Origin of the sequence: Nocardia sp. NPDC059236 (assembly GCF_042754085.1) — a bacterium.
Classification (GTDB): Bacteria; Actinomycetota; Actinomycetes; order Mycobacteriales; family Mycobacteriaceae; genus Nocardia.
The window spans coordinates 92,954-116,118 of record NZ_JBHZAF010000003.1; the positions used below are offsets into that span (position 1 = coordinate 92,954).

Sequence of the window (23,165 nt, forward strand, 5' to 3'; positions counted from 1 at the left end):
CCAGCACAACCTGACTCAGCACACGATGACCGGCAGCCGAGGGAGATCCATGCCACAGCAGACCGCCGTCGTCGTTCTCGCCGCCGGAGCCGGAACCCGAATGCGGTCCAAGACACCCAAGGTGTTGCACCCGCTCGCCGGTCGGAGCATGCTCGCCCACGCGCTGCATGCCGCGCACGAGATCGACCCGACGGCGCTCATCACCGTGATCGGTCACGATCGCGAACAGGTCGGCGACGCGGTCGGCAAGGTGGGAGCCGAACTGGGCCGCCAGATCACCCTGGCGGTGCAGGAGGAACAACGCGGTACCGGGCACGCCGTGCAGTGCGCGCTCACCTCGCTGCCGGAGAACTTCGACGGAGACGTCCTCGTCACCTACGCCGACGTGCCACTGCTGGACGGGCACACCCTGCACGCGCTGCTCGACGAGCACCGCAGCTACTCCGACGGATCCGCAGTCACCGTACTGACTTTCGAGCCCGAGGACCCGAACGGCTACGGCCGCATCGTGCGCGACGCCCAGGGTCACGTGCTGGAGATCGTCGAGCACGCCGACGCCAGCCCGGCGCAGGCGGCCATCACCGAGGTCAACTCCGGCGTCTACGTCTTCGACGCGGCCGTGCTGCGAATCATGATCTCGCGCATCGATACCGCTAACGCCCGCCACGAGCTGTACCTCACCGACGTTCTCAAGCTGGCCCGTGAGGCCGGACATCCGGTGCACGGCGCGCGGCTGATCGATTCCGCCAAGGTCACCGGCGTGAACGATCGGGTGCAGCTGGCCGGCGCGGCCCGCACCCTCAACCGCTACATCCTGGAACGGCACATGCGCGCCGGGGTCACCATCATCGATCCGGGCAGCACCTGGATCGACGGGAACGTGGTCATCGGCCGCGACGCCGTCATCCGGCCGGGCGTACAACTGTTGGGCGACACCGTGATCGGCGAGGACGCCGAGGTCGGACCGGACTGCACGCTCACCGACGTGACCGTCGGCGACGGCGCCAAGGTGGTGCGCACGCACGGCGAGAAGTCGAGCATCGGCCCGGGCGCGAGCGTCGGCCCCTTCGCCTATCTGCGGCCCGGCACCTCGCTCGGCGCGGAGGGCAAGATCGGCGGCTTCGTCGAGACCAAGAACGCCACCATCGGCGCGCACTCCAAGGTCCCGCACCTGACCTATGTCGGCGACGCCACCATCGGCGAATACAGCAATATCGGCGCCTCCAGCGTTTTCGTCAATTACGACGGGGTCAAGAAGCACCACACCACGGTCGGCTCGCACGTGCGCACGGGCAGCGACACCATGTTCGTCGCGCCGGTCACCGTGGGTGACGGCGCGTATTCGGCGGCGGGTACTGTACTGCGCAGAAGCGTTCCCCCGGGAGCGCTCGCGGTGTCGGGTGGAGCACAACGCAACATTGAAGGCTGGGTGCAGCGCAATCGCCCCGGCACCGACGCAGCCCGCGCGGCCGAAGCGGCGCTCGCGGCTCTCCCGGATCCGCCGGGAACCACCGAGATATCCAACGAGCAAAAGGATGGCGAACGTCAGTGACCGCGTTCTCTACCGATAACCAGAAGAATCTGATGCTGTTCTCGGGGCGCGCTCATCCTGAGCTCGCCGAGGCGGTGGCCAAAGAACTCAACGTTCACGTCACTCCCCAGACCGCGCGCGACTTCGCTAACGGTGAGACCTTCGTCCGGTTCGAGGAATCGGTGCGCGGCTCCGACGCTTTCGTGCTGCAGAGCTTCCCGGCCCCGCTGAACCAGTGGGTCATGGAGCACCTGATCATGATCGACGCACTCAAGCGCGGTTCGGCCAAGCGCATCACCTCGGTGCTGCCCTTCTACCCCTACGCCCGTCAGGACAAGAAGCACCGCGGCCGCGAGCCCATCTCGGCCCGCCTGATCGCGGACCTGCTCAAGACCGCGGGCGCGGACCGCATCATCACCATCGACCTGCACACCGATCAGATCCAGGGCTTCTTCGACGGCCCGGTCGATCACATGCACGCGCAGGTGCAGCTGGCCGAGCACATCCGCAACAACTACGACCTGTCCAACATCACGGTCGTCTCCCCCGACGCCGGCCGCGTGAAGGTCGCCGAGAAGTGGGCCAACTCGCTGGCGGACGCGCCGATGGCGTTCATCCACAAGACCCGCGACCCGCTGGTCCCCAACCAGACCGTCTCCAACCGCGTGGTCGGTGAGGTCGAGGGCCGCACCTGCATCCTGATCGACGACATGATCGACACCGGTGGCACCATCGCCGGCGCGGTCAAGGTGCTGAAGCAGGCCGGCGCGGGCGACGTGGTCATCGCCGCCACCCACGGCATCCTGTCCGACCCGGCCGCCGAGCGTCTCGCCAGCTGCGGGGCCAAGGAGGTCGTGGTGACCAACACCCTGCCGATCGACGAGGCCAAGAAGTTCCCGACGCTGACCGTGCTGTCGATCGCCCCGCTGCTGGCACAGACCATCCGCGAGGTCTTCGAAAACGGTTCCGTCACCGGCCTTTTCAACGGGAACGCATAACCGGCTTCGTAGCTCAGCCCGAAGAACACACGCAAGAGCACCCCTCCCGCTGCACGGGAGGGGTGCTCTTGCGTGAAATGGGGATGGCAATGGATGTCCGTTTCTGAAGGCAAGCGGTAGCGTTGGATCGAACTCAGGGTTGCTACTGGTGCGCTGACTGCGCGGAGAGGTGGTGCCGAATGGCCGGCCGGCCCGACGAGGACGATGCCCGCGTCATGGACGAGATCTTCGACACCGATCAGGTCTTCGACAGCGATGTCGACAACCTCGACTACGACCTCGGCGACGACGATCAGGAAGACGAGATCCGCGAGTACACGCGGTTCATCACCGATCCGCCCGAGGACCTCATCATCCGCAATCGCGAGAACGACGACACCGGCAGGCTCGGCATCGGAGCCGAACTGGACCAGGAGTGGAGCCGCCGGCGGCAGCGCGAGGAGTTCGTGGCCGAGGACGACCGGCCCGCGGAGGTCGCCGCCATGGACATCGTGGAGGAACTCGGCGATTAGGACTGTTGCGTAGCACGTCCCGCAGAGGGATATCCCTGAAGACGCACACCACGATCGAGGAGGGCGCGATGAGCACGCCGCCGCACGAGCCCGGCAAGCCGTCAGACGAATCCGGCACCGGACCGGCCGATATGTTCAAGAAGGAATCCGACACGCCAGCGTCGGACACGCCGGAGGACGCCTCGGGCGCTCGGCCCACCGACGAACCTCCCGAGGACGACATCACCTTCCGGTACATCCCGGGCACTCCCCCGCCTCCCGGTCAGCCCGACCCCACGCAGTTCGATCCGGCCGCGCAGTTCGAGCCGCCACCGGCCCAGCCGCAGTACCCGGCGGGCGGGGTGTACGGATACCCGCCACAGGGCGATCAGCCACCGGCCGCCTACCCGGGCGGCGGGTTTCCGCCCTACCCGAACGCTCCCTCCCCTCAGGGTTCGCAGCCTTCTTACCCCCAGGGTGCGCAGCCGCCGTACCCGCAGCAGTTCGGACCCGGTCAGCAGCCGTACGGTCAGCAGCCCTACGGGCAGCCGTATCAGCCGTATCCCGGTGGCGCGAATTTCGGTGCGCCGCCGCCGCGCAGCGGGCCGCAGACCTTCTCGATCATCGGATTCGTCTGCGCGGTCATCGCGCTCATCTTCTGTCCGCCGCTGTTCGGCATCGCGGGCATCGTGCTCGGCGTGATCGGGCACGGCAAGGGCGAGCCGCTGGGCAAGTGGGCCGCGGTCGCCTCCGGGGTGGCGCTGGTGCTGGGCATCATCATCGGGGTCGCGATCTACGGCTCCGGGGTCATGCCGAACACTAATTGACATGACCGCATTCACCGGATTCCCGCTCGCCGGACTCGACTTCTACGAGGATCTGGAAGCCGACAACAGCAGGACCTTCTGGAACGCCCACAAGCAGGTATGGGAGAAGTCCGTCCGGGATCCGATGAAAGCCCTTGTCACCGAGCTGGAACCGGACTTCGGCGAGGCCAAGATCTTCCGGCCGTACCGGGATGTGCGCTTCGCCAAGGACAAGTCGCCCTACAAGAACCATCAGGGCGCGGTGGTGTACAGCGCGCAGTACTCCGGCTGGTACGTCCAGATCAGCGCGGCCGGACTGCGGGTAGGGGGCGGCATGTACGCCGCCGAGAGCGCCCAGCTCACCGCGCTGCGGGTCGCCATCGACGACGAGGTGCGCGGGGCGGAACTGGAAGGGCTGATCGCACAGCTCGTCTCGGCCGGATACCAGATCGGCGGGGACAAGCTGGCGACCAAACCCAAGGGCTACGACATCGATCACCCCCGCATCGAGCTGCTGCGGCACAAATCCCTCACCGCCGGCAGAGATTTCGGCGCACCCAAGTGGCTGAGCACCCCGCGCGCCGCCCGGGAGGTCCGGGCGGCGTGGGAGGATATGCGACCGCTCATCGAGTGGCTGGCGGCGGTGACGGCGCAGAAGTAGCCACCGCCCGCACACCTACCTGCGTTCCGCGAGCACTGTGCCTACCTGCGCTCCGCGAGCACCAGGGCGAACCGCTCGGCAGGATCGGTCCACACCCGCTCGGTGGTGAAACCGGCTGCGTCCAGCTCGCTTTCGAGGACCTCGCGGCGGAACTTGGCGGAGATCTCGGTGCGCAGCTGCTCGCCCACCGCGAAATCGACGGTCAGGTCGAGCTCCGGGATGTGGACGGACATGGCCTCGGTGGCCTCGAGGCGCATTTCGATCCACTCCCGCTCGGCGTCCCAGATCGCGACGTGCCTGAACTTCTCCGGTTCGAAATTCGCGCCCAGCCGGGTGTTCAGGACATGCAGCACATTGCGATTGAATTCCGCGGTGACACCCGCGGCGTCGTCATAGGCGGGGACCAGGACCGCCGGGTCGATGACCAGGCCCGCGCCGAGCAGCAGCTGCTCGCCCGGTTCCAGGACATCCCGGATGCCGCCGAGGAATTCGGCGCGCTCGGCGGGGATCAGGTTGCCGATGGTGCCGCCCAGGAAGGCGACCATGCGGCGGCCGCCGCCGGGCAGGTTGTCGAGGGTGGCGGTGAAATCGCTGACCACGCCGTGGACGCCCAGGCCGGGGAACTCCGCGGCCACCTCGTCCGCCGCCATCCGCAGCGCCGAGACCGAGACATCCTGCGGCACATAGCTCTTCAGCGGACCCTCGGCCTGCAGCGCGTTGAGCAACAGCCGGGTCTTCGCCGCCGATCCGGCGCCGAGCTCGACCAGCACCTCGGCCTGCGCGGTCCGCGCGATCTCGCCGACCACCCGTTCCAGCAGGGCCCGCTCGGTGCGGGTCGGGTAGTACTCGGGCAGTTCGGTGATCTTCTCGAACAGCTCGCTGCCGCGTGCGTCGTAGAACCACTTGGGCGGCAACCACTTCGGTTCCGCGTTCAGCCCCTGTCGCACGTCCGCGCGCAGCGCGGTCGTCAAATCCTCTTCGGTCAGATGAATTTCCAGCGTAGCTGCAGTCATGAGCCAGCCCTTCCGATCTCGATATCCAGTGGTTCCACCGACACCCGCCCGTCCCGCACGCTCAGCAGCTGCCGATCGGCAATCAGCCGCCACCGCGGATCGTCATCGAACGGTTCCGAGGCCACCAACACGAACCCGTCGGTCTCCAACACCGACAAAGAGTGATGCCACGTCGTCCCCCAAATCCCCGCCCCATCCCCCATCAGCAAGTTCAACCGCGCGCGGGGCGACCGCGCCAGCACCGCCGCCATCACCAGCCGCAATACCTCCCCCGGATCTCTCGCCCCCGCACCATGGAACGCCGCGCCGGCCGAGCCGTCCGAGGCCGTGGCCGATCCCCAGGTCCGAACCTCCGGCGCTGCACCGGAAGCCGAGGTGACACTGATCGACGACCGGGACGCCACCGTCGCGCCGAAACTCCGCGATTCGCCGATGCCCGAATGCTCGACGCGCGCAGTGGTGTCGCCACCACCTTCGAGCAGTCCGCGCACGATCACCCATAGGGCGGCGGAGTCGGTCAGGGACTCTGCCTCCAGGAGCGGTGGCGAACCGAACTCGGCGGCAACCGCACTCAGCGCCCGCCGCCAGTCGGGGATCGCGCCGTTGTGGCTGAAGGCCCAGCGGCCGTGGGTGAACGGGGCGCAGGCTGCTCGCTCCACCGGCATTCCCACTGTGGCGGAACGGATTGCGGCCAGTACTGCTCCGGACCGGATCTGCGGCAACACCTCGTCGACCGCCGGATCCGTCCAGATCGGTGCCGCATTGCGATACCGGCTGACCACCGGATCCGCCCCCGCGGCACCGGATCCGGCCTGATCCGTCTGAGCGCCGACGGTTTCCGCCGCAGCCCGGATATCCGCCGCCGTGCCGCCGTGCCAGATGACGCCGGGTCCGTGGTCGGGAGCGGCGGCATCGGGGTGGTGCCACCAGGCGACGCCGAAACCGTCGGCGTTGATGGTGCCGCCGCCGCGCATGTCGCGCGGGGCCCAGGATTGGGTGCGCAGGGAATTCGGGCCCCGGGTCAGGAGAACCCCTACCGGGGTGGGTGGGCCCAGGTAGGCGAGGTGACGGCACATCAGCGCTCGTCCGATCCCAGGTCCCGGGCGAGGCGGAAGCCGGCGAAGATCTGACGGCGGATCGGGTGATCCCAGTTGCGGAAGGTGCCGCGGGAGGCGACCTGGTCGGCGCCGAAGGAACCACCGCGCAGGACGCGGTAGTCGCCGCCGAAGAAGACCTCGGAGTATTCCCGGTACGGGAAGGCGCGGAAGCCCGGGTAGGCCTCGAAACCCGAAGCGGTCCACTCCCAGACGTCGCCGATCAGCTGATGGACACCGGCCGGGGACGCCCCCGCGGGGTAGGCCCCGACATCGGCCGGTTCCAGGTGGTGCTGGCCGAGATTCGCCAGGGCCTCGGTGGGATCGATGTCGCCCCAGGGGTATCGGCGGGACCGGCCGGTGGCCGGATCGAAGCGGGCGGCCTTCTCCCATTCCGCCTCGGTGGGCAGGCGCTTGCCCGCCCAGTTCGCGTAGGCCTCGGCCTCGAACCAGCAGACGTGCACCACCGGCTGGTGGGCGCGCAGCGGCTGCATGGTGCCGAAAACCCTACGCCACCAACGCCCTCCGGCGTCCTGCTCCCAGAACTGGGGCGCCGTCAGCCCGGCCTCCACGCGGTGCGCCCAGCCGCGCTCGGACCACAGCTCGGGCCGCTCGTAGCCGCCGTCGTCGACGAAGGCCAGATACTGCTCGTTGGTGATGGGCGCGGCGTCGATGGCGAAGGCGTCGACGTGCACCGGGTGCGCGGGCCGCTCGTTGTCCAGGGCCCAGGGATCGGAGTCGGTGCCCATGATGAATTCGCCTGCGGGAAGGACGACTTCACCGGTGACCGCCACCCGCGCGGCGGGGGTGGGCGGGGCGGACAGCACCGCTTCACCGGTCCGCAACTGGTGGGTGGCGAGCATGGTTTCGTCGTGCTGCTGCTCGTGCTGGGCGATCATGCCGAAGGCGAAGCCGTCGTGGACCAGGTCATTGCCGCGTAAGGGGCTGCGGTCCAGCACATCCCACACCTTGTCCCGCACGGTGCCGACATAGTCGCGGGCCTGCGCCGGATCCAGCAGCGGCAGCGCGGGCCGGTCCGCCCGGGCGTGCCGGAAGGCGTCGTAGAGGTGATCGATGTCCTGCCGCACGGGCTCCCGCCCGCCCACATCGCGCACCAACCAGAGTTCCTCCTGGTTGCCGATGTGTGCGAGATCCCAGACCAGCGGGCTCATCAGTCGCGAGTGCTGCGCGACCAGTTCGGCCTCGTCGACGCACTCGGTCAGTCCGATGGTCCGCCGGCGCGCCCGCTCGAGCGCGTCCGCGATTCGTCCGCGCAACGCCTCGGTCTCCGCCCGATCCGATCCCGGCAGATGCTGAACAGTCATGAGAGAACTTCCGATTCTGTCGGGGTGCGGCCGCTGCGACATCGGTCGGCGGCGGCAGCCAATTCCTTGGCCGCCTCGGGAGTGCCGGCATGCGCGGTGGCCAGGTCGAGCAGGGCGACCGCGGCTGCCCGCAGCTCCGCGTCGGCCAGCCCGCGGCGGGCGGATTCGGACCAGAGATCCGCGGTGGAGGCGGCCAGAGCCGTTGCCTCCGTGATGGTTCCGGGATCGGACAGCAGCGCGTCGATGGCATGCACCGGCACCGACCACCCGTCGCCCGGCTGCGTGTCGAGGTAGCGGACCTCGAGGTGCCCGGCCGCGCGGACCGGCGGGAACAGGGTGGTGAGGTGATAGTCCAGATCCGCCCGGTCCGGGCGGCGGCCGATCTCCTCGTCCAGCGCCCCGCACAGCCAGTCGGCGAAGGTGGCACCGGGCGGGGCCGACCAGTCATCGGCCTGCGGGTCCATCGACCGCACGCACAGCAGCGGCACGTCCAGCGCCCAGCGCGCGTACCCGGTGATAGGGTCGGCCCAGTCGTGCACGGGCGGCCGGGTGCGGAGCGGGTCGAGCCGCTGCCAGGCCCGCATGCGCTGGGAGGCCCAGTCGCCGGGCGGGGCGGTGTGCAGCCCCGGTGAGCAGGCGAAAGCGGCCAGCAGGGCGGGACCGACGGCATACAGGACCTGCCAGCGGGCGGCGATCTCGGCGGGATTCGCGCCCGCGTCGACGCTCACCTGGGTGGCGGCGGTATTGCACATCATGAGCGCGCCGAACGGGCCGATGCCGGCGAAGGACCGCTCCATGGCCCGGTAGCGCGGCAGCTGCAGCACACGAAGCGGCCGCCGAGTTGTATCGGCGGCAGCGGAAATAGTTCGGATTTCGCGGGATTCGAGCAGCTCCCGCAGGCGTATCGTGTCTGCCCGCAAGCGCTCGCACAGTTCGGCGGCGGTGCCGAACGGGGCGCTGGACAGTTCGATCTGACCGCCGGGTTCGAGGGTGACCCGGCTGCCTCCCGGCAATGGAACGGCCGGGGAATCGGGGGAAATGGACCGTGGCGCATGTGGTCCGAGAGCGTCCGCGAGGACCCTGAGGTCCGGACGCGAGTTGGTCGCCGAAAGTTCACCCTGCGCGGTGAGCCACTCCAGTTCGGCGCCGATGAGCAGCGGTGGGCCCTGTTTGAAACAGACTTTTCCGACATAAGCCTCGGCGGCGGCGCGTGACGTGAATTCGCCGCCCGGGTCCGATTCGGCCAGGCCACTGTGCAGCACATCGGTCGGTGACGCCGTGACAGCCATTGCCAACCTCCGTCTGATGCGGTCGCCGCCGGGGATCGCACGGCGACCCAAACAAGAGTAGCGAGCGACTGTGACAACAAATCTGACGAAAAGGAGAACGCCTGCAGAGGAACAGCCGATTCCCCATCCTGCGATCAGGGCCGCACCGAGAGCAGGATGGCCCCGACATTGCGGCGTTCCTCCAGCTCACGGTGGGCATCCGCGGCCCGTCCCAGCGGATGGCGGGCATGGATCCGGGGCCTCAGCTCACCACGGCCCGCCGCGGCCAATGCCCATTCGGCATCGCCGCGCTGCTCGGCGTCGGATCTGCGGAAGACGATCCTGAGCGGCCCGCTGACGGTCAGCCCACGCGTGCCCAGGGTGAGCGCGTCCAGCCGCGGCCAGGCGCCGGAGGCGAATCCGTACAGACCGATTCGCCCGCCACCGTCCGCAGCCACCGTCAACGCCGCCTCGCCGACCGCGCCGCCGACCGCGTCCAGCACGACGTCGGCACCGCGCCCGCCGGTCAGCTCCCGGACCCGCTCCGGCCAGTCCGCGACCGTGTAATCGACCACCGTGTGCGCACCGAAATCCGCTGCCGCGGGCACCTTCTCGCCGCTCACCGCACCGATCACGGCTCCGGCCGCCCGTGCCGACTGCACCAGCACCGATCCGATCCGGCCCGCCGCCGCGGTGACGAGCACCGTCTCACCCGCGCGTACCCCCATGGCGGACAGCAGCCCGCGGGCCAGCTGGTCGAGCAGATCTTCGACGAGGCGTTCGCCGAGCTGACCGCGGCCGGCAGCGATCGGCCGCCCGGGCAGCGCTGGCAGGAATTCCTCGCCCACATCGAGGCCTATCACCGGTTGTACGGCGCGCTGCTGGGCCGTCGCGGCAGCCCGTGGTTCGCCGACCGCATGCGCGCGGCGGTGGCGGCCATGGTCAGCGAGCATCTGCCAGGGCAGGGCGGTGACGCCCTGGCGCCGGCCGTCGTGTCGGCGATGTTCATGCAATCCATCGTGTGGTGGCTCGACGACGACCGGCCGTACCCACCCGCGGAGCTCGCCGAGCGCTCGGCGCCGCTGATCGGCGCGGTGCTCGAAACCGCAGGCGGCGCAACGGGGTAGCGCGGCTCCCCGGTGGGCGCTCGACGCGGTGGATAGGGTCGAACGTGTGAGAGACAACGCCACACTGGACATCGCCCGTCTGCGCGCCGACACGCCGGGGTGCCGGAATCAGGTCTTTCTCGACAGCGCCGGGTCCTCGCTCCCCCCGCGGATCGTCGTCGACACCGCTATCGACCACCTGCGGCGCGAGGCCGAGATCGGTGGCTACCGCGCCGCCAACGAGCGCATCGACGAGCTGCACGGCGTCAAGACGGCCATTGCCGAACTGATCAATGCCGACCCGGCCGCGCTGGCCCTCAGCGACAGCGCCAGCCGCTCCTGGAGCGACTTCTTCTACTCGGTCCCGCTGAGCCCCGGCGACCGCATCCTGATCTCCGGCGTGGATTACGGCAGCAATGCCATCGCGGCCCTGCAGCGCGCCCGGCAGACCGGCGCGGTCGTGGAGGCCATTCCCAGCGACGGTAGCGGGCAGCTCGACCTCGACGCCCTGGACGCCATGATCGACGAGCGCGTGAAACTGGTGTCGCTGGTACATGTTCCGACCAATGGCGGCCTGGTGAACCCGGTCGCCGAGGCCGCCCGCATCGCGCACCGGGTGGGTGCGCTGGCGCTGCTGGACGCGTGTCAGTCGGCCGGTCAGCTGCCGCTCGATGTCGCCGAACTCGACGTGGACGCGCTGTCCGCCACCGGCCGCAAGTGGCTGCGCGGCCCGCGTGGCACCGGATTTCTATATGTACGGCCGGACCTGGCGCTGAGTCTCGAGCCCGGCCGGCTCGACCTGCACAGCGCCGAGTGGATCGCCCCCGACGACTACGTGCTCTCCCCGGACGCCGGCCGCTTCGAATTCTGGGAATGCTCGGTCGCGAGCCGCCTCGCGCTGGGCGCGGCCGTGCGCTACCTGCTCGACCTGGGTCCGGCGCAGGTGTACGCGGCGATAGCCGAACGCGCCGAGTACCTGCGCAAGGCCCTGCAGGAGATTCCCGGCGTCGAGGTGCGCGACCGGGGCATCCAGCACGCGGGCATCGTGTCCTTCACCGTCGACGGCCTGGAACCGGTCCAGGTGCGCGATCGGCTGGCCGCCGAGGCCATCACGGTGACGGTCAGCCACCGCGGCTCCACACTGCTCGATATGACCGCCAGAGAACTGAACTCGGTGGTCCGTGCCTCCCCGCACTGCTTCGTCGACTACCAGGACCTGGATCGCTTCGTCGGGGCGGTCAGGACCTTCGCCTGACCGCCGCCCAAAACTCCGAAACGCTTAACAGCCCGCACCGGGCGCGGGATTATTTGAGGTGCTGGTTCGGCGTTTGAGGAGTCGATCGTGAGCCGATTCACCGACGAAATGTATGCCACCGCCCGCGTTTCCCGGAGAGGGCTGGTGACCGGCGAACCGGATGCGCCGGTACGGCACGACTGGGGCCGGATCCATGACATCGCCCGCCGGATGGCCGGCGGCCTGGCCGCCGCCGGGATCGGCCCGGGCGACGCGGTGGGCGTGCTGGCCGGCATGCCGGTGGACATCGCGCCCGCCTGCCAGGCGGTGTGGATGCGCGGCGCCTCGATCACCATGCTGCACCAGCCGACCCCGCGCACCGATCTGCAGGTCTGGGTGCACGATACCGAGACCGTGCTGGGCATGATCCAGGCGCGGGCGGTCATTCTGGGCGCGCCGTTCGAGATCGCGGAACCGCTGCTGCGCGAACGCGGTATCGCGGTGGTGACCATCGCGGCCATGCGCACGGGCGAGCCGATCGAGCCGGTGCCGACCGGCGAGGACGATATCGCCCTGCAGCAGTTGACATCCGGATCCACCGGGTCGCCCAAGGCGGTGCAGATCACGCACGGCAACTTCTTCGTCAATGCCCACGCCATGTTCGATCGGGTGAAGTTCCAGCTCGACGACGACGTGATGATCAGCTGGCTGCCGCTGTTCCACGACATGGGCATGGTCGGATTCCTCAGCGTGCCCATGCAATTCGGTGCGGAAGTGGTGTGCGTGACCCCGCTGGACTTCCTGACCCGCCCCATCCTGTGGGCCGAGTTGATCTCGAAATATCGCGGAACCGTCACCGCCGCACCGAATTTCGCGTATTCGCTGCTGGCCCGCCGACTGCGCAACGCGGCCGACGGGTCGGTCGATCTGAGCAGTGTCCGCTACATGTGGAACGGCGCGGAACCCGTCGAGGCCGACACCATGGACGCCCTCGCCGAGGCCGGAAAACGCTTCGGCCTCAACCCCATGGCCCTCACCCCCGTCTACGGCATGGCCGAGACCACCCTCGCGGTCTCCATCCCCGATCCGGGCCTCGGCCAGGTCCTCGACGTCGTCGACGCCGACCTGCTGGAGGCCCTCGGCAAGGCCGTCCCCATCCGCGATCCGGAACACCATCACGGCGGCGTGCGCCGGCTGCCGACCCTCGGCTACCTGGTCGACAACCTCGAGGGCCGGATCGTGGACGCCGAGCGCCGGGCCCTCCCGGTGCGCAGCGTCGGCGTCATCGAATTACGCGGCCCCGCAGTCACATCCGGCTACCTCACGGTGGACGGCTTTCGCGGCGCGCAGGACCCGCAGGGCTGGCTCGACACCGGCGACCTCGGCTACTTCACCGACGACGGGCTGGTGGTGGTGTGCGGCCGCATCAAGGACGTCATCATCATGGCGGGCCGCAATATCTTCCCCACCGACGTCGAGCGAGCGGCCCTGCGCGTCAAGGGAGTTCGCCCCGGCAATGCGGTGGCCGTACGCCTCGACGCCGGGCAGAAACGCGAAAGCTTCGCCGTCGTGGTCGAATCCAACGATCACCAGAATCCCGAGGAGGTCCACCGCATCGAGCACGACATCGTGCACGCGGTCTTCTTCGAGGTCGGGGTCCGTCCCCGCAGCGTGACCGTTCTCGGCCCGGGCGCGTTGCCCAAGACCTCCTCCGGCAAGCTCCGGCGCTCGGCCACCGCCACCCACCTCGGCTGAACCGGCCCCGGGGTGGGTCGCGGCACCGGCTATTCCGTTCCAGCGACCAGGAGTTCGAGGGTCAGCTTCGGCATCTCCTTGGTGATGTACTGCAACCGCCACTTGTCGCTGAACAGCGCGAGCAGCACGCCGTCGGTGCGGGTGAAGACCTCGACACCGCGCTGCCGGTTCAGTTCCTCCGCCGATTCCGCGTCGGTACGCCGGGCCAGCTGGTACGGCAGGTGGTCGAGCTGGGTCTCGACATTGAACTCGGATTGCATTCGGGCCGTGACGACTTCGAACTGCATGGGACCGACCGCGGCCAGCACCGGCGACTGCTCACCGCGGGCGTCATTGCGCAGCACCTGCACCACGCCCTCGGAGTCGAGCTGGTCGATGGCCTTGCGGAACTGCTTGTACTTGCCCGCGGTCTGAGCGCGCAGTGTCGCGAAGTGCTCCGGCGCGAAGGACGGGATCCGCGGGAACTCCACCTTCTTGTCCACGAACAGGGTGTGCCCAGGAGCGAGGGCGGTGGCGTTGACCAGACCGACCACGTCACCCGGGTAGGCGGTGTCGACGGTAGTGCGCTCGCGGCCGAACACCGTCAGCGCGTACTTGGTGGCGAAGGGCCGCCCGGTCTGCGCGTGGGTCACCACCATGCCGCGCTCGAACTCACCGGAGACGATGCGCATGAACGCCAGCCGGTCGCGGTGCGCGGTGTCCATGCCCGCCTGCACCTTGAAGATGACGGCGCTGAACGGCGCGGTGGTATCGCGCGGATTGCCCTTGACGTCCTTGCGGCCGCGCGGCGGCGGCGCGAGCTCGACGAGCGTGTCGAGCAGCTGGCGCACACCGAAGTTCAGCATGGCGGAGGCATAGATGACGGGCGAGGTGTGCCCGGCCAGGAACAGTTCCTGATCGTGGTCCTGCCCGGCGGCCGAGAGCAGTTCGCTCTCCTCGGCGGCGGTGGCCCACACATCGCCCTCGCGCTCGGCGGCCTGCTCGGGCGTGAAGTGCTCCTCGGGGGCGATGGTCGCGCCGCCCGCGGTGCGGGTGAAGTGGATGTACTCGGTGGGCGTGCCCTCCTCGCCGCGGCGCAGCAGGCCGCGGAAGTCGCCGGCGATGCCGACGGGGAGGAACAGCGGGGTGGGGGTCAGGCCGATGCGCTCGACGATCTCGTCCAGCAGTTCCAGCGGCGCCTGGCCCGGGCGGTCCCACTTGTTGATGACGGTGATGACCGGGATGCCGCGATCGCGCGCGACCTGAAAGAGCTTGAGCGTCTGCGGTTCCAGGCCCTTGGCGGCATCGATGAGCATGACCGCCGCGTCCACCGCGGTGAGCACGCGGTAGGTGTCCTCCGAGAAGTCGGAGTGGCCGGGGGTGTCCACCAGGTTGATGACGCAGTCGCCGTACTCGAACTGCAGGGCCGTGGAGCTGACGGAGATACCGCGCGCCTTCTCCATCTCCATCCAGTCGGAGACGGTGGACCGGCGGCCGGCCTTGCCGTGGATCGCGCCCGCCTCGGAGATCATCTTGGCGTGCAGCGCCAGCGCCTCGGTGAGCGTCGATTTACCCGCGTCCGGGTGGGAGATCACCGCGAAGGTGCGCCGCCGCGCCGCCTCGTCGGCCAGCCGACCGGCGGTAGCTGAGGGGGCAGTCGGGGAACTCACGGGGGACTCCTTTTTGTGCAGACGAGGCAACCGCCCCAGGGTACGTGACCGGCCCCTCTGCCCGACCGGCCGGTCCAGCGGCGTCCGGGTCCGGCACGCTATCCGCCGGTTTGCCCTGCGAGGTGCCGGGCGACAGCCTGCGCGACCAGCGCTTCGATATCGGTCCCCGGCGCGATCGCCTCGATACTGCGATTCGCGACCACCACCGCGATGCCGTGCAACTGGGTCCACAGGCTCAGGGCCCGCTCGTCCGCGCCGTCGCGCACGCACTCGGCGACCAGTGCCCGCCAGCTTGCGAACATGGGCAGTGTCGTGTTCGCCCGCAGGTTCTCGCCCGCGCCCTCCAGCAGGTCGTGGCGGAACATGAGGGTGAACATCTCCGGCCGCGCGGCCGCGAAACCGATGTAGGCCAGGCAGGTGCGCCGCACCCGCGCCGGCGCCGTATCACCCTGCACCGCATCGATTTCGGTGCGCAGGTCGGTGTAGCCACGCGCGGCGATCGCGGCCAGCAGGGCACTGTGGGTGGGGAAATATCGCCGGGGGGCGCCGTGCGAGACTCCCGCCTCGCGGGCGATGGCACGGAGGCCGAGCTCGCCGGAGCCGACCTCCTCGAGCAGGGCGACACCCGCGGTCACCAGGCGTTCCCGCAGCGGCTCGAGCGAAGTCATGCGTCACATTCTGCCGACAAGGGTAGACAGTGTCTACTCCGGTCCGGTAGGAACAATGAGTAGACATTGTCTACTCGCCACGATTCGAGAGGCTTTCCATGTGGTACTGGCTACTGAAGCAGGTATTGGTGGGGCCGGTGCTGCGACTCCTCGGGCGACCGAAGATCGAAGGGCTGCACCATGTTCCGAAGGACGGCCCGGTGATCATCGCAGCGAACCATCTGGCCGTGGTGGATTCGTTCTACCTGGCCCTGGTACTACGCCGCAGGGTCACCTTCATCGCCAAGCAGGAGTACTTCACCGGGAGCGGCTTCCGCGGCCGCATCAAACGCTTCGTCATGAATGCCACCGGCCAGGTGCCGGTGGATCGCAGCGGCGGCACCGCGGGATCGGATTCGCTGGCCGCCGCGGTCCGCATTCTCAGATCGGGCGGTATCTGGGGCATTCACCCGGAGGGGACCCGCTCACCCGACGGCCGCGTCTACCGCGGACGCACCGGCGCGGTCCGGGTGGCCATGGAGACCGGCGCTCCCGTCATCCCGGTCGTGCTGTCCGGCACCGATCGGGTCAATCCGCGCAATCGGCGTTTCCTGCGCCCGGCCAAGGTGGGCATCTCCTTCGGCCACCCGCGCTATATCCCGCCCGCCGATCAGCCGGCCGTGCGCCGGGCCACCGACGAGCTCATGGCAGATATCGTGCGCCGCTCCGGCCGCCCGTACGTCGATTGCTACGCGGCCACGTTCAAAGCCGCAGACGCCGCGTAATCGATCGGGCCGCGTATATCGAGACGGCCCGGTAAACAGAACGGCCGGTTGCTCGGACCCCCGCGCGGGTTCCGGGCAACCGGCCGTCAGCCGGAACGTCAGCCCACCTGGGAGGAGGCGCCGTTCGAGGTCGAGGCGCCGAGGCTGCTCAGCAGGTTGCTGATCAGCGGGATCAGCGAGCCCGCGCTACCGGTTCCCGTCGTGGTGGTGGTCGTCGAGGGGTCGGAGACGGTGACATCCACCGGGCCGGAGGTCGGCACCGACTGGGAGCCGCCGCTCAGCACCACCCACAGGTGATGCGAGCCCGAGGTGGCCGGGGTCCATTGCACGGACGCCTGGGTGGAGCCCGAGGAGGTCGCCGAGCCGACCGACACCGTGGTGTTGGAGGCGTTGGTGTCGTACACGTTGGCGGTGACGCCGGGAACGCCGGTGATGATGTTGATGGTGTACGCCGTGCCGGTCTGGAAGTTGCTGCCGACCACGGTCATACCGTTGTTGGAGGTGTCCGCGGCGGCGAACGGGGCGGCGAGGGCGACGGTGGCGGAGATGGCGGCGATGCCCGCGGCGCCCAGACCGAACCGGCGGATGTTCTTCATGAATCTGTTTCCTTACTTCGAAGACAAGCTACTCAGCGTGCCGATCAAATTGCCTAGCACCGGAGTGGCGTCACCGCTACCCGAAGCGGTATTACCGCGGAAAACGGTGACGACCACCCGAACCGGTCACGACAGCGAGGCAAACAGATAACCGACCGCCGGTCGCAGCCCAGTTTTCGTCAGCCGACCGAGGAAGCGTTGCCGCTGGACGTCGAAGTACCGTGGCCGCTCAGGGCGCCCAGGCTGCTCAGAATGTTGTTGATGAGCGGGCCCAGGGTGGTCGAGCTGCTGCCGGTGCTGGTTCCGCCCGAGTTGGACGGGGGGCAGTTGGCATTCGAATCGGCCGCGGCGACCGGGGCGGTGAGGGCGACGGTGGCGGAGACGGCGGCGATGCCCACGGCACTCAGACCGAACCGGCGGATGTTCTTCATCAAACTGATCCTTACTCGGAAGACAAGCTACTCAGCGTGTCGTTCGAATTGCCCGGCACCGGAAATGGGGGCGCATTTCCCTATGGCGCAAAGCATTCCCCGCGAGGCGGAGTGATGCGAAATGGTAGTGTGTCAGATTGCCGGAAACAAGAGTGAAAATATTCCTGTGCAATTCCTGGGAACGCACGCCCCGCACCCGGCCACCCAGGGGGTGGCGCAGAGCCGTTCCGGCCGCGTGTTAGAGTCGTCAGGTTGTCTCGGCGAGGGTGCGGCACCCAACTGCCCACCGTGATCGACGCGGCTCGGCCTATTCGGCCGTCCATGTTGGTCTTCGCCGACGAGCAGACCAACCTCAGCCAGGGCGGCCCACGTCGCCTGGCGACACGCTGACATTACAGCCGGACGAGCCGTAGGGAGTAGACAGTCATGTCCGACGCCAACCTTCTCGAAGCCACCGTACGCACCGAGTTCGGTAAGGGCGCTGCCCGCCGTACCCGCCGCGACGGCAATGTCCCGGCCGTGCTCTACGGCCACAACGAGGAGCCGCAGCACCTGTCGGTGAACGCCCAGGCGTTCGCTGCCATCCTGCGTGAGCACGGCACCAACGCCGTCCTGAACCTCGACATCAACGGCAAGAAGCAGCTCGCGCTGACCAAGTCGGTCGTCGTCCACCCGATCCGCCGCTACATCGAGCACGCCGACCTGCTGATCGTGCGCCGCGGCGAGAAGGTCACCGCCGACGTGCTCGTCGCCCTGGTCGGCGAAGCCGCCGCCGGCACCCTGGTCACCCAGGACGCCACCACCCTGTCCATCGAGGCCGAGGCTCTGAACATCCCCGAGTCCATCGAGGTCTCGATCGAGGGCGTCGAGGCCGGCACCCAGATCACCGCCGGCCAGATCGAGCTGCCGAAGGGTGTCGCCCTGGCCGGTGACGCCGAGGCCCTGATCGTCAACATCATCGCCGCCCCGGCCGCCGCCGCCGAGGCAGAGGCCGAGGCCGCCGCTTCCGAGGAAGCCGCGGAGTAACTCCCTACTCCCACAACGGTTCTCGATGACCGAGGCAACGGCCGGGCCCGCGCTGGTGGTCGGTCTGGGTAATCCCGGATCCGAATACGAGCGCACCCGGCACAATGTCGGTTTCCTGGTCGCCGATGTGCTCGCGGAGCGCGTCGGCGGCCGTTTCACCGTGCACAAGAAGTCCGGCGCGGATCTGCTCGAGGCCCGCCTGGACGGGCGCAAGGTGCTGCTGGCCAAGCCGCGCACCTACATGAACCTGTCCGGGCGGCCCGTCGCGGCGCTGGCCAAATTCTTCTCCGTGCCCGCCACCGAGGTGATCGTCGTCCACGACGAGCTCGACCTCCCCTTCGGCGCCATCCGCCTCAAGCGCGGCGGCGGCGAGGGCGGGCACAATGGGCTGCGCTCCATCTCGCAGGCCCTCACCACCAAGGACTATCTGCGCGTCCGCTTCGGCATCGGCCGCCCGCCGGGGCGCCAGGATCCCGCGGACTACGTCCTCAAGCCCTTCTCCGCGCCGGAACGCAAAGAGGTTCCGGTGATCGTCGAGCAGACCGCCGACGCGGTCGAACTGCTGCTGCGCGTGGGCTTGGAAACCGCGCAGAACCAGCTGCACTGACGCGCAACGCATTCGGCACCCAGCGATAACGACAGGTTCGGCGCGGTGAGCGCGCGGCCCGGTGGCGTCAGCCGACTGTGCCCGTCCCGTCCGAGCTGGGTTCGACGCGCGGCGCCTCGGCGGGTTCGCGGGCGATCAGCCCCCAGCGGCTCGAGGTCAGGCGCAGGCTGGGCAGATCCGACAGGGACAGCACCACCTCATAGGTGCGCTCGTATCCGGTGTGCGCGATGCGCCACTGCCCGTCGTCACAGCGGACGTAGCGGTCCGAATAGAACGCCGCACCGCGAAGCAGCATGTTGTGCCCCGGGATGAGGACGGTGTCGGCCAGGTACCAGGTGCCGGTCGCCTCGTCGCCGTGGACGTCGATTTCCGGGTGGTCGCAGCGGTGTTCGGTGATGACGTGCGGGCCCAGGGTGTTGCGCATGAAGGCCAGGAAGGCGTCGCGCGATTCGAACTGGAGGTACTCGCTGTAGGTGGCGGTGGCCTCCGGAATCATCGTGTCGGCGAACTCGTCCCACGCCTTCGTGTCGAGCGCGCGCAGGTAACGGAACTTCAGCCGGCTGATCGCCGCGACGGCATCGGAATCCATACCTTCAACCATCCCATCAGGTGTAGGAAACCTTCAGGGATCGGCACAGATTTGTACCGGATCGCTATCAGCCGGATACCGACTCAGCCGTTGATGCTGAAGCAGGTATTGCAGAAATCCTCGCCGAACTCGGTCAGTCGCAGACTCTTTCGCACGATCTTGGGCACGCGACCGGCCTTTTTCAGCGCCTGCTCCACGACGGGCTGCACCTCGAGCACCATGTATCGCGACAAAACGACCGGATCTTCCGAGGTCATGGTGAGGCCGAGGCGGTTCAGATTGATCAGGTAGTGCCGGGCCCGGTCCGGGTAGCGGACGCCGGACTGCTCCGGAACCGAGGTCAGGTCCCCGGCGACCAGCTCGGAACCGATGCCCAACGGCCGGTTGGTGCGGACGTCCACCGACGGCTGCGGACCCTGCAGCGCCATGAAGCGCAGGATGCGGGCCTCGTCGGGGGCGAGCTGATCGAGGATCCGGTCGTAGGCCGGGTGCACGTCCTCGGTGAAATAGACGTCGGCAGACCGGGCCAGCAGCGCGTCGCCGCGCCGGCGTAGGTCCTCGTTGGTGACCGAGCGCACCAGGCCGTTGGTGATGGCCGGCTGCGGCGCACCCATGGGAGTCGGTACGTAACTGACGATCTCGCGCACCGAACCCTCGGTGACGCCGAGCGCACTGCGCGCGATGGACCGCAACGCCGCCCCCGTGCGCTCGGCGATATCGGCCGACGACTCGCCGTCCAGCGCGGCCTGGGTCAGCTGTTTGGTGATCTCGAAGCTGGTGCCGACCGCCCACTCGGTCCCTCGCACCGCGGTGCCGACCGCCAGGCCGGCGGCCCGGAAGGCGCCGCGGATCAGCCGGGCCTCATTGCTGATCTGCCGCTTCTCCACATCCGAACTGCGTTCCACGGCACGGGGTCCCGGACGGGCCACGTCCTGCCCCGGGATCCTGTCTTCCGCCACGTCCATCTCCGAATATCGCCAGGTGAACACAATCGTCCACAGATTATTGCCCCCGACGGACCTTCGGGCACGTTGAACCCGCGAGCCAGACGAAGGTTACCCCAGTCCACGTCCGCCGCAGAACGACGCACATGACCCCCAACACGACCGCACAGGGCGCGATATGGATGTGGTCCGTGCCATTCTCGTGTTCCTATCGAGAGAGAGGAACATCGAGCCCGGCCAGTGTGACCGAGATCTCCGACTCAGACACTCCCCGCTGGACTCGATTCCTAAAGAACCAGTAAGGTCCGAACCGCCGAGGGGTTGTCAACGCCAACGGCGGTGCGTTGCGGGTCGGCAGGAGGGTGTCGTGCTGGAAAGTGTTTTTGGGGTGCGTCCGACCATCCTCTTGGAATTGATCACCATCCCGTTGTTCACGGGCGTGATCGGCTATATCACCAACTGGACCGGTGTGCTCATGCTGTTCAAGCCGATCCGGTTCCACGGGTTTCGGCTGCCGGGCCTGGCGGCGTTGTTTCCATTGCTGCCCAAGCGCATTCAGGTGCTGCCATTGCTGCAGTACGACGGCCGGATCGGCTGGCAGGGGATCGTGCCGTCGCGAGCGGACAAGATGGCCAGCATCGCGGTGGACAAAGGGCTGGCGAAACTCGGCAGCGTCGCGGATTTCTATCGGGAACTGGAACCCGACAAGCTCGCTGAACATTTTGTTGAAATTGCGGACCTTCAGATTCGCGACATTGTCGAGGACATCCTGAAGCGCGAACATCCGCAGTTCTGGTACAACCTGCCGACCGGTCTGCGTGAGATGGTGCACAGCCGGGTGCGCGAACAGTTGCCCGATATTCTCCGGGAACTCACCGATGAACTCGGCAAGAACATCGATCAGCTGCTGGACGTCAAGTCGATGACCATTCGCTACTTCCAGGCGCGGCCGCAGATGCTGAACTCGGTGTTCCAGGTGCTGGGCGCCAAGGAACTGCGATTCATGCAGAACTTCGGCTTCTACTTCGGTGCGCCCATGGGTCTGGTGCTGGTCGCCATCCTGCACTTCACCGGCTGGTCGTCGCCGGTGGTGCTGCCGGTCGGCGGGGTGATCATCGGCTGGGTGGTGAACTGGATCGGCATCAACCTGATCTTCGAACCGGCCTACCCGAAGTGGTGGTGCCCGTGGCGGCAGGGCCTGCTCATCAAGCGGCAGCCGGAGATCACCGAGGGGTACGCGGCCCTGGTGGCCAGCGAGATCATGACGGTCGCCAATATCGGCGACGAGCTGCTCAACGGGCCGCGCGCAGACCGCACCATGCAGATGCTCCAGGACACCCTCAAGCCGGCGGCCGACCGGGCGCTCGGCCCGGCCCGGTCGGTGGTCAAGTTCGCGCTGGGCAGCCGTGAGTACGACTCGCTGCAGGACACCTTCACCTCCGAGGCGATGACCATCGCGCCGATCGCCTTCGCCGACCCGGCCTTCAATGTGCAGCAGGGCAAGCAGGTGCAGGAGTACATCGCCAAACAAATGTCGGCGCTGGCCCCGCCGGAGTTCGTGGACATGCTGCGTTCGGCCATCAAACAGGACGAATGGCTTTTGTTCGTCCATGGCGGCGCGCTGGGCCTGTTCGCCGGTTACGCTCACCTCCTGATCTTCGGAACAGGAGTTGCCACCTCATGGATATGACCGACTCGTCCACCGGTGGGCGCGCCGAATCAGGTTCGGGCGAGGACGATCCCGCCGATACCGGCACCGATATCGCTGTTCGCCAGGCCGCGCCGCTGCCGGTGCCGGTCGACACGACCGAGCGCCGGGGCGCGGCCGGGCCGGTGCGCGCCGCCACCGGGGTGGTGCGAGTGGCGATGTCGGCCGCGGTCGAGGCGAGCTTCTGGAGCCTGCAGACCGCGCTGGGCGTGACCTCGGTGGTGCTGCGCGGCAGCATGGCCGGGCAGCCGCCGCGCGAGATCCTCTCTGATGCCGGCGCGCAGGTGCGGCATTCGGTCCGGCAGGCGCTGGGCGTGACCGCGCCCGAGGCCGCCGAGATCGCCCCCGAGTCCAGTCCCGCCGGCGTGCTGCGCGCCCGCGGCGCCGAATTGCTGCGCCGCTCCGCCGATTTCCACACCGAGGACGACAACCACCATCACACCGCGTACGCCCGCATCCTGGGCGAGCTCGCGCCCGACGAGGCGCGTGTGGTGCGGCACCTGTACCTGGACGGGCCGCAGCCCGCGGTGGAGGTGAAGACCGGGCGGACCGCCTACCGCGGCGTTTTCAACCTGCTGGGCGAGGATGCGGCGCTGCGGTATCCGAACCGGATCGACGAATATCTGACGAATCTGGACCGGCTGGGCCTGATCGACATCACCCGCGAGGCACTGGGCAATCCGAACCGCTACCAGTTGCTCGAAGCCATGCCGGAGGTACGCCGACTGCTCAAGCGAGCCAGCTTCGGCACCAAGGTGATGTACCGGACCATCGAATTGACCTCGTTCGGCGCGGGATTCACCCGCACCTGCCTGCCAGTGCCGTCCCTGGACTCCCCCTCCCCGGGACTTCAGCGGGCGGCTGGGGAGCCGTAAAACGCCATGCTCCCCCGCCTCCCCGG

Annotated in this window: 24 protein-coding genes; 13 read left to right on the plus strand and 11 right to left on the minus strand. The window is 68.4% G+C overall.

The features are described from left to right. Positions 1 to 49 precede the first annotated feature (49 nt). From glmU to ACFXIV_RS09630, 5 genes are all read left to right on the plus strand, one after another. A complete protein-coding gene (gene glmU, locus ACFXIV_RS09610; protein ID WP_379397576.1) occupies positions 50 to 1,552 on the plus strand; it encodes a bifunctional UDP-N-acetylglucosamine diphosphorylase/glucosamine-1-phosphate N-acetyltransferase GlmU in 1,503 nt (500 codons plus the stop codon). Continuing rightward, on the plus strand, positions 1,549 to 2,529 hold the full coding sequence (locus ACFXIV_RS09615; RefSeq protein ID WP_379397574.1) for a ribose-phosphate diphosphokinase: 981 nt from the start codon (positions 1,549 to 1,551) through the stop codon (positions 2,527 to 2,529). The genes glmU and ACFXIV_RS09615 overlap by 4 nt, the downstream gene beginning before the upstream one ends. A 179-nt stretch (positions 2,530 to 2,708) precedes the next feature. Then, positions 2,709 to 3,041, plus strand: coding sequence for a hypothetical protein (locus ACFXIV_RS09620; RefSeq protein ID WP_379397572.1), 333 nt, complete (start codon positions 2,709 to 2,711; stop codon positions 3,039 to 3,041). A gap of 68 nt (positions 3,042 to 3,109) precedes the next feature. After that, complete coding sequence (locus ACFXIV_RS09625; RefSeq protein WP_379397570.1) at positions 3,110 to 3,847, plus strand: hypothetical protein; 738 nt, start codon at positions 3,110 to 3,112, stop codon at positions 3,845 to 3,847. 1 nt (position 3,848) lies between these two features. Continuing rightward, positions 3,849 to 4,487 (plus strand): DUF2461 domain-containing protein, encoded by a 639-nt coding sequence (locus tag ACFXIV_RS09630; RefSeq protein WP_379397568.1) that lies wholly within the window; start codon positions 3,849 to 3,851, stop codon positions 4,485 to 4,487. Positions 4,488 to 4,528: 41 nt separating this feature from the next. Here the strand turns inward: ACFXIV_RS09630 and egtD are convergent, their stop codons facing one another. From egtD to ACFXIV_RS09655, 5 genes are all read right to left on the minus strand, one after another. Next, the gene (egtD, locus tag ACFXIV_RS09635; protein ID WP_379397566.1) at positions 4,529 to 5,500 is read right to left on the minus strand and encodes an L-histidine N(alpha)-methyltransferase; all 972 of its coding nucleotides are present in this window, start codon (positions 5,498 to 5,500) and stop codon (positions 4,529 to 4,531) included. Beyond that, entirely contained in the window at positions 5,497 to 6,576 is a 1,080-nt protein-coding gene (locus ACFXIV_RS09640) for an ergothioneine biosynthesis protein EgtC (RefSeq protein WP_379397564.1), read from the minus strand. Before ACFXIV_RS09640 ends, egtD begins: the two co-directional genes overlap by 4 nt. Continuing rightward, positions 6,576 to 7,919 carry an ergothioneine biosynthesis protein EgtB gene (gene egtB, locus ACFXIV_RS09645; protein ID WP_379397563.1) on the minus strand — a complete coding sequence of 448 codons (1,344 nt, stop codon included), beginning with the start codon at positions 7,917 to 7,919 and terminating at the stop codon, positions 6,576 to 6,578. Before egtB ends, ACFXIV_RS09640 begins: the two co-directional genes overlap by 1 nt. Then, a complete protein-coding gene (gene egtA / locus ACFXIV_RS09650) occupies positions 7,916 to 9,208 on the minus strand; it encodes an ergothioneine biosynthesis glutamate--cysteine ligase EgtA (protein WP_379397562.1) in 1,293 nt (430 codons plus the stop codon). The genes egtB and egtA overlap by 4 nt, the downstream gene beginning before the upstream one ends. Positions 9,209 to 9,342: 134 nt before the next feature. Further along, positions 9,343 to 9,855, minus strand: a complete 513-nt coding sequence (locus ACFXIV_RS09655; protein WP_379421237.1) for a zinc-binding dehydrogenase — start codon at positions 9,853 to 9,855, stop codon at positions 9,343 to 9,345. On the opposite strand from ACFXIV_RS09655, the gene ACFXIV_RS09660 reads away from it, so the two are divergent. The 3 genes from ACFXIV_RS09660 (at position 9,766) to ACFXIV_RS09670 (ending at position 13,282) form a co-directional block, all read left to right on the plus strand. Beyond that, positions 9,766 to 10,314: a TetR-like C-terminal domain-containing protein gene (locus tag ACFXIV_RS09660; protein WP_379397558.1), complete on the plus strand. Its 549-nt coding sequence runs from the start codon at positions 9,766 to 9,768 to the stop codon at positions 10,312 to 10,314. The two genes, ACFXIV_RS09655 and ACFXIV_RS09660, sit on opposite strands and share 90 nt — an antisense overlap. A gap of 46 nt (positions 10,315 to 10,360) precedes the next feature. Next, on the plus strand, positions 10,361 to 11,548 hold the full coding sequence (locus ACFXIV_RS09665) for an aminotransferase class V-fold PLP-dependent enzyme (protein WP_379397556.1): 1,188 nt from the start codon (positions 10,361 to 10,363) through the stop codon (positions 11,546 to 11,548). Between the two features lie 87 nt (positions 11,549 to 11,635). Beyond that, on the plus strand, positions 11,636 to 13,282 hold the full coding sequence (locus ACFXIV_RS09670) for a fatty acyl-AMP ligase (RefSeq protein ID WP_379397554.1): 1,647 nt from the start codon (positions 11,636 to 11,638) through the stop codon (positions 13,280 to 13,282). A gap of 29 nt (positions 13,283 to 13,311) precedes the next feature. Here ACFXIV_RS09670 and ACFXIV_RS09675 read toward each other — a convergent pair whose 3' ends face one another. Both ACFXIV_RS09675 and ACFXIV_RS09680 read right to left on the minus strand, forming a co-directional pair. Continuing rightward, complete coding sequence (locus ACFXIV_RS09675; RefSeq protein WP_379397553.1) at positions 13,312 to 14,931, minus strand: peptide chain release factor 3; 1,620 nt, start codon at positions 14,929 to 14,931, stop codon at positions 13,312 to 13,314. 98 nt (positions 14,932 to 15,029) lie between these two features. Then, entirely contained in the window at positions 15,030 to 15,599 is a 570-nt protein-coding gene (locus ACFXIV_RS09680) for a TetR/AcrR family transcriptional regulator (protein WP_379397551.1), read from the minus strand. 98 nt (positions 15,600 to 15,697) lie between these two features. Between ACFXIV_RS09680 and ACFXIV_RS09685 the strand changes: the two genes are divergently transcribed. Beyond that, positions 15,698 to 16,363 (plus strand): lysophospholipid acyltransferase family protein, encoded by a 666-nt coding sequence (locus ACFXIV_RS09685; RefSeq protein WP_379397549.1) that lies wholly within the window; start codon positions 15,698 to 15,700, stop codon positions 16,361 to 16,363. A 98-nt stretch (positions 16,364 to 16,461) separates the two neighbouring features. Here ACFXIV_RS09685 and ACFXIV_RS09690 read toward each other — a convergent pair whose 3' ends face one another. Together ACFXIV_RS09690 and ACFXIV_RS09695 are read right to left on the minus strand one after the other, a co-directional pair. Beyond that, the gene (locus tag ACFXIV_RS09690) at positions 16,462 to 16,959 is read right to left on the minus strand and encodes a hypothetical protein (RefSeq protein ID WP_379397547.1); all 498 of its coding nucleotides are present in this window, start codon (positions 16,957 to 16,959) and stop codon (positions 16,462 to 16,464) included. A gap of 179 nt (positions 16,960 to 17,138) precedes the next feature. After that, positions 17,139 to 17,390 (minus strand): hypothetical protein, encoded by a 252-nt coding sequence (locus tag ACFXIV_RS09695; protein ID WP_379387449.1) that lies wholly within the window; start codon positions 17,388 to 17,390, stop codon positions 17,139 to 17,141. A gap of 426 nt (positions 17,391 to 17,816) precedes the next feature. Between ACFXIV_RS09695 and ACFXIV_RS09700 the strand changes: the two genes are divergently transcribed. Together ACFXIV_RS09700 and pth are read left to right on the plus strand one after the other, a co-directional pair. Beyond that, positions 17,817 to 18,416 (plus strand): 50S ribosomal protein L25/general stress protein Ctc, encoded by a 600-nt coding sequence (locus tag ACFXIV_RS09700; protein ID WP_379397545.1) that lies wholly within the window; start codon positions 17,817 to 17,819, stop codon positions 18,414 to 18,416. A gap of 25 nt (positions 18,417 to 18,441) precedes the next feature. After that, positions 18,442 to 19,023: an aminoacyl-tRNA hydrolase gene (gene pth / locus ACFXIV_RS09705; RefSeq protein WP_354836056.1), complete on the plus strand. Its 582-nt coding sequence runs from the start codon at positions 18,442 to 18,444 to the stop codon at positions 19,021 to 19,023. 67 nt (positions 19,024 to 19,090) lie between these two features. Here the strand turns inward: pth and ACFXIV_RS09710 are convergent, their stop codons facing one another. Then, positions 19,091 to 19,612 carry a nuclear transport factor 2 family protein gene (locus ACFXIV_RS09710; protein WP_379397543.1) on the minus strand — a complete coding sequence of 174 codons (522 nt, stop codon included), beginning with the start codon at positions 19,610 to 19,612 and terminating at the stop codon, positions 19,091 to 19,093. An 83-nt stretch (positions 19,613 to 19,695) separates the two neighbouring features. Further along, on the minus strand, positions 19,696 to 20,577 hold the full coding sequence (locus ACFXIV_RS09715; RefSeq protein WP_379397541.1) for a DUF4393 domain-containing protein: 882 nt from the start codon (positions 20,575 to 20,577) through the stop codon (positions 19,696 to 19,698). 157 nt (positions 20,578 to 20,734) lie between these two features. Here ACFXIV_RS09715 and ACFXIV_RS09720 point away from each other — a divergent pair, with 157 nt between their 5' ends. Together ACFXIV_RS09720 and ACFXIV_RS09725 are read left to right on the plus strand one after the other, a co-directional pair. Then, positions 20,735 to 22,246 carry a hypothetical protein gene (locus ACFXIV_RS09720; protein ID WP_379397539.1) on the plus strand — a complete coding sequence of 504 codons (1,512 nt, stop codon included), beginning with the start codon at positions 20,735 to 20,737 and terminating at the stop codon, positions 22,244 to 22,246. Continuing rightward, on the plus strand, positions 22,237 to 23,139 hold the full coding sequence (locus ACFXIV_RS09725) for an Abi-alpha family protein (protein ID WP_379397537.1): 903 nt from the start codon (positions 22,237 to 22,239) through the stop codon (positions 23,137 to 23,139). The genes ACFXIV_RS09720 and ACFXIV_RS09725 overlap by 10 nt, the downstream gene beginning before the upstream one ends. The last annotated feature ends 26 nt before the right edge of the window (positions 23,140 to 23,165 follow it).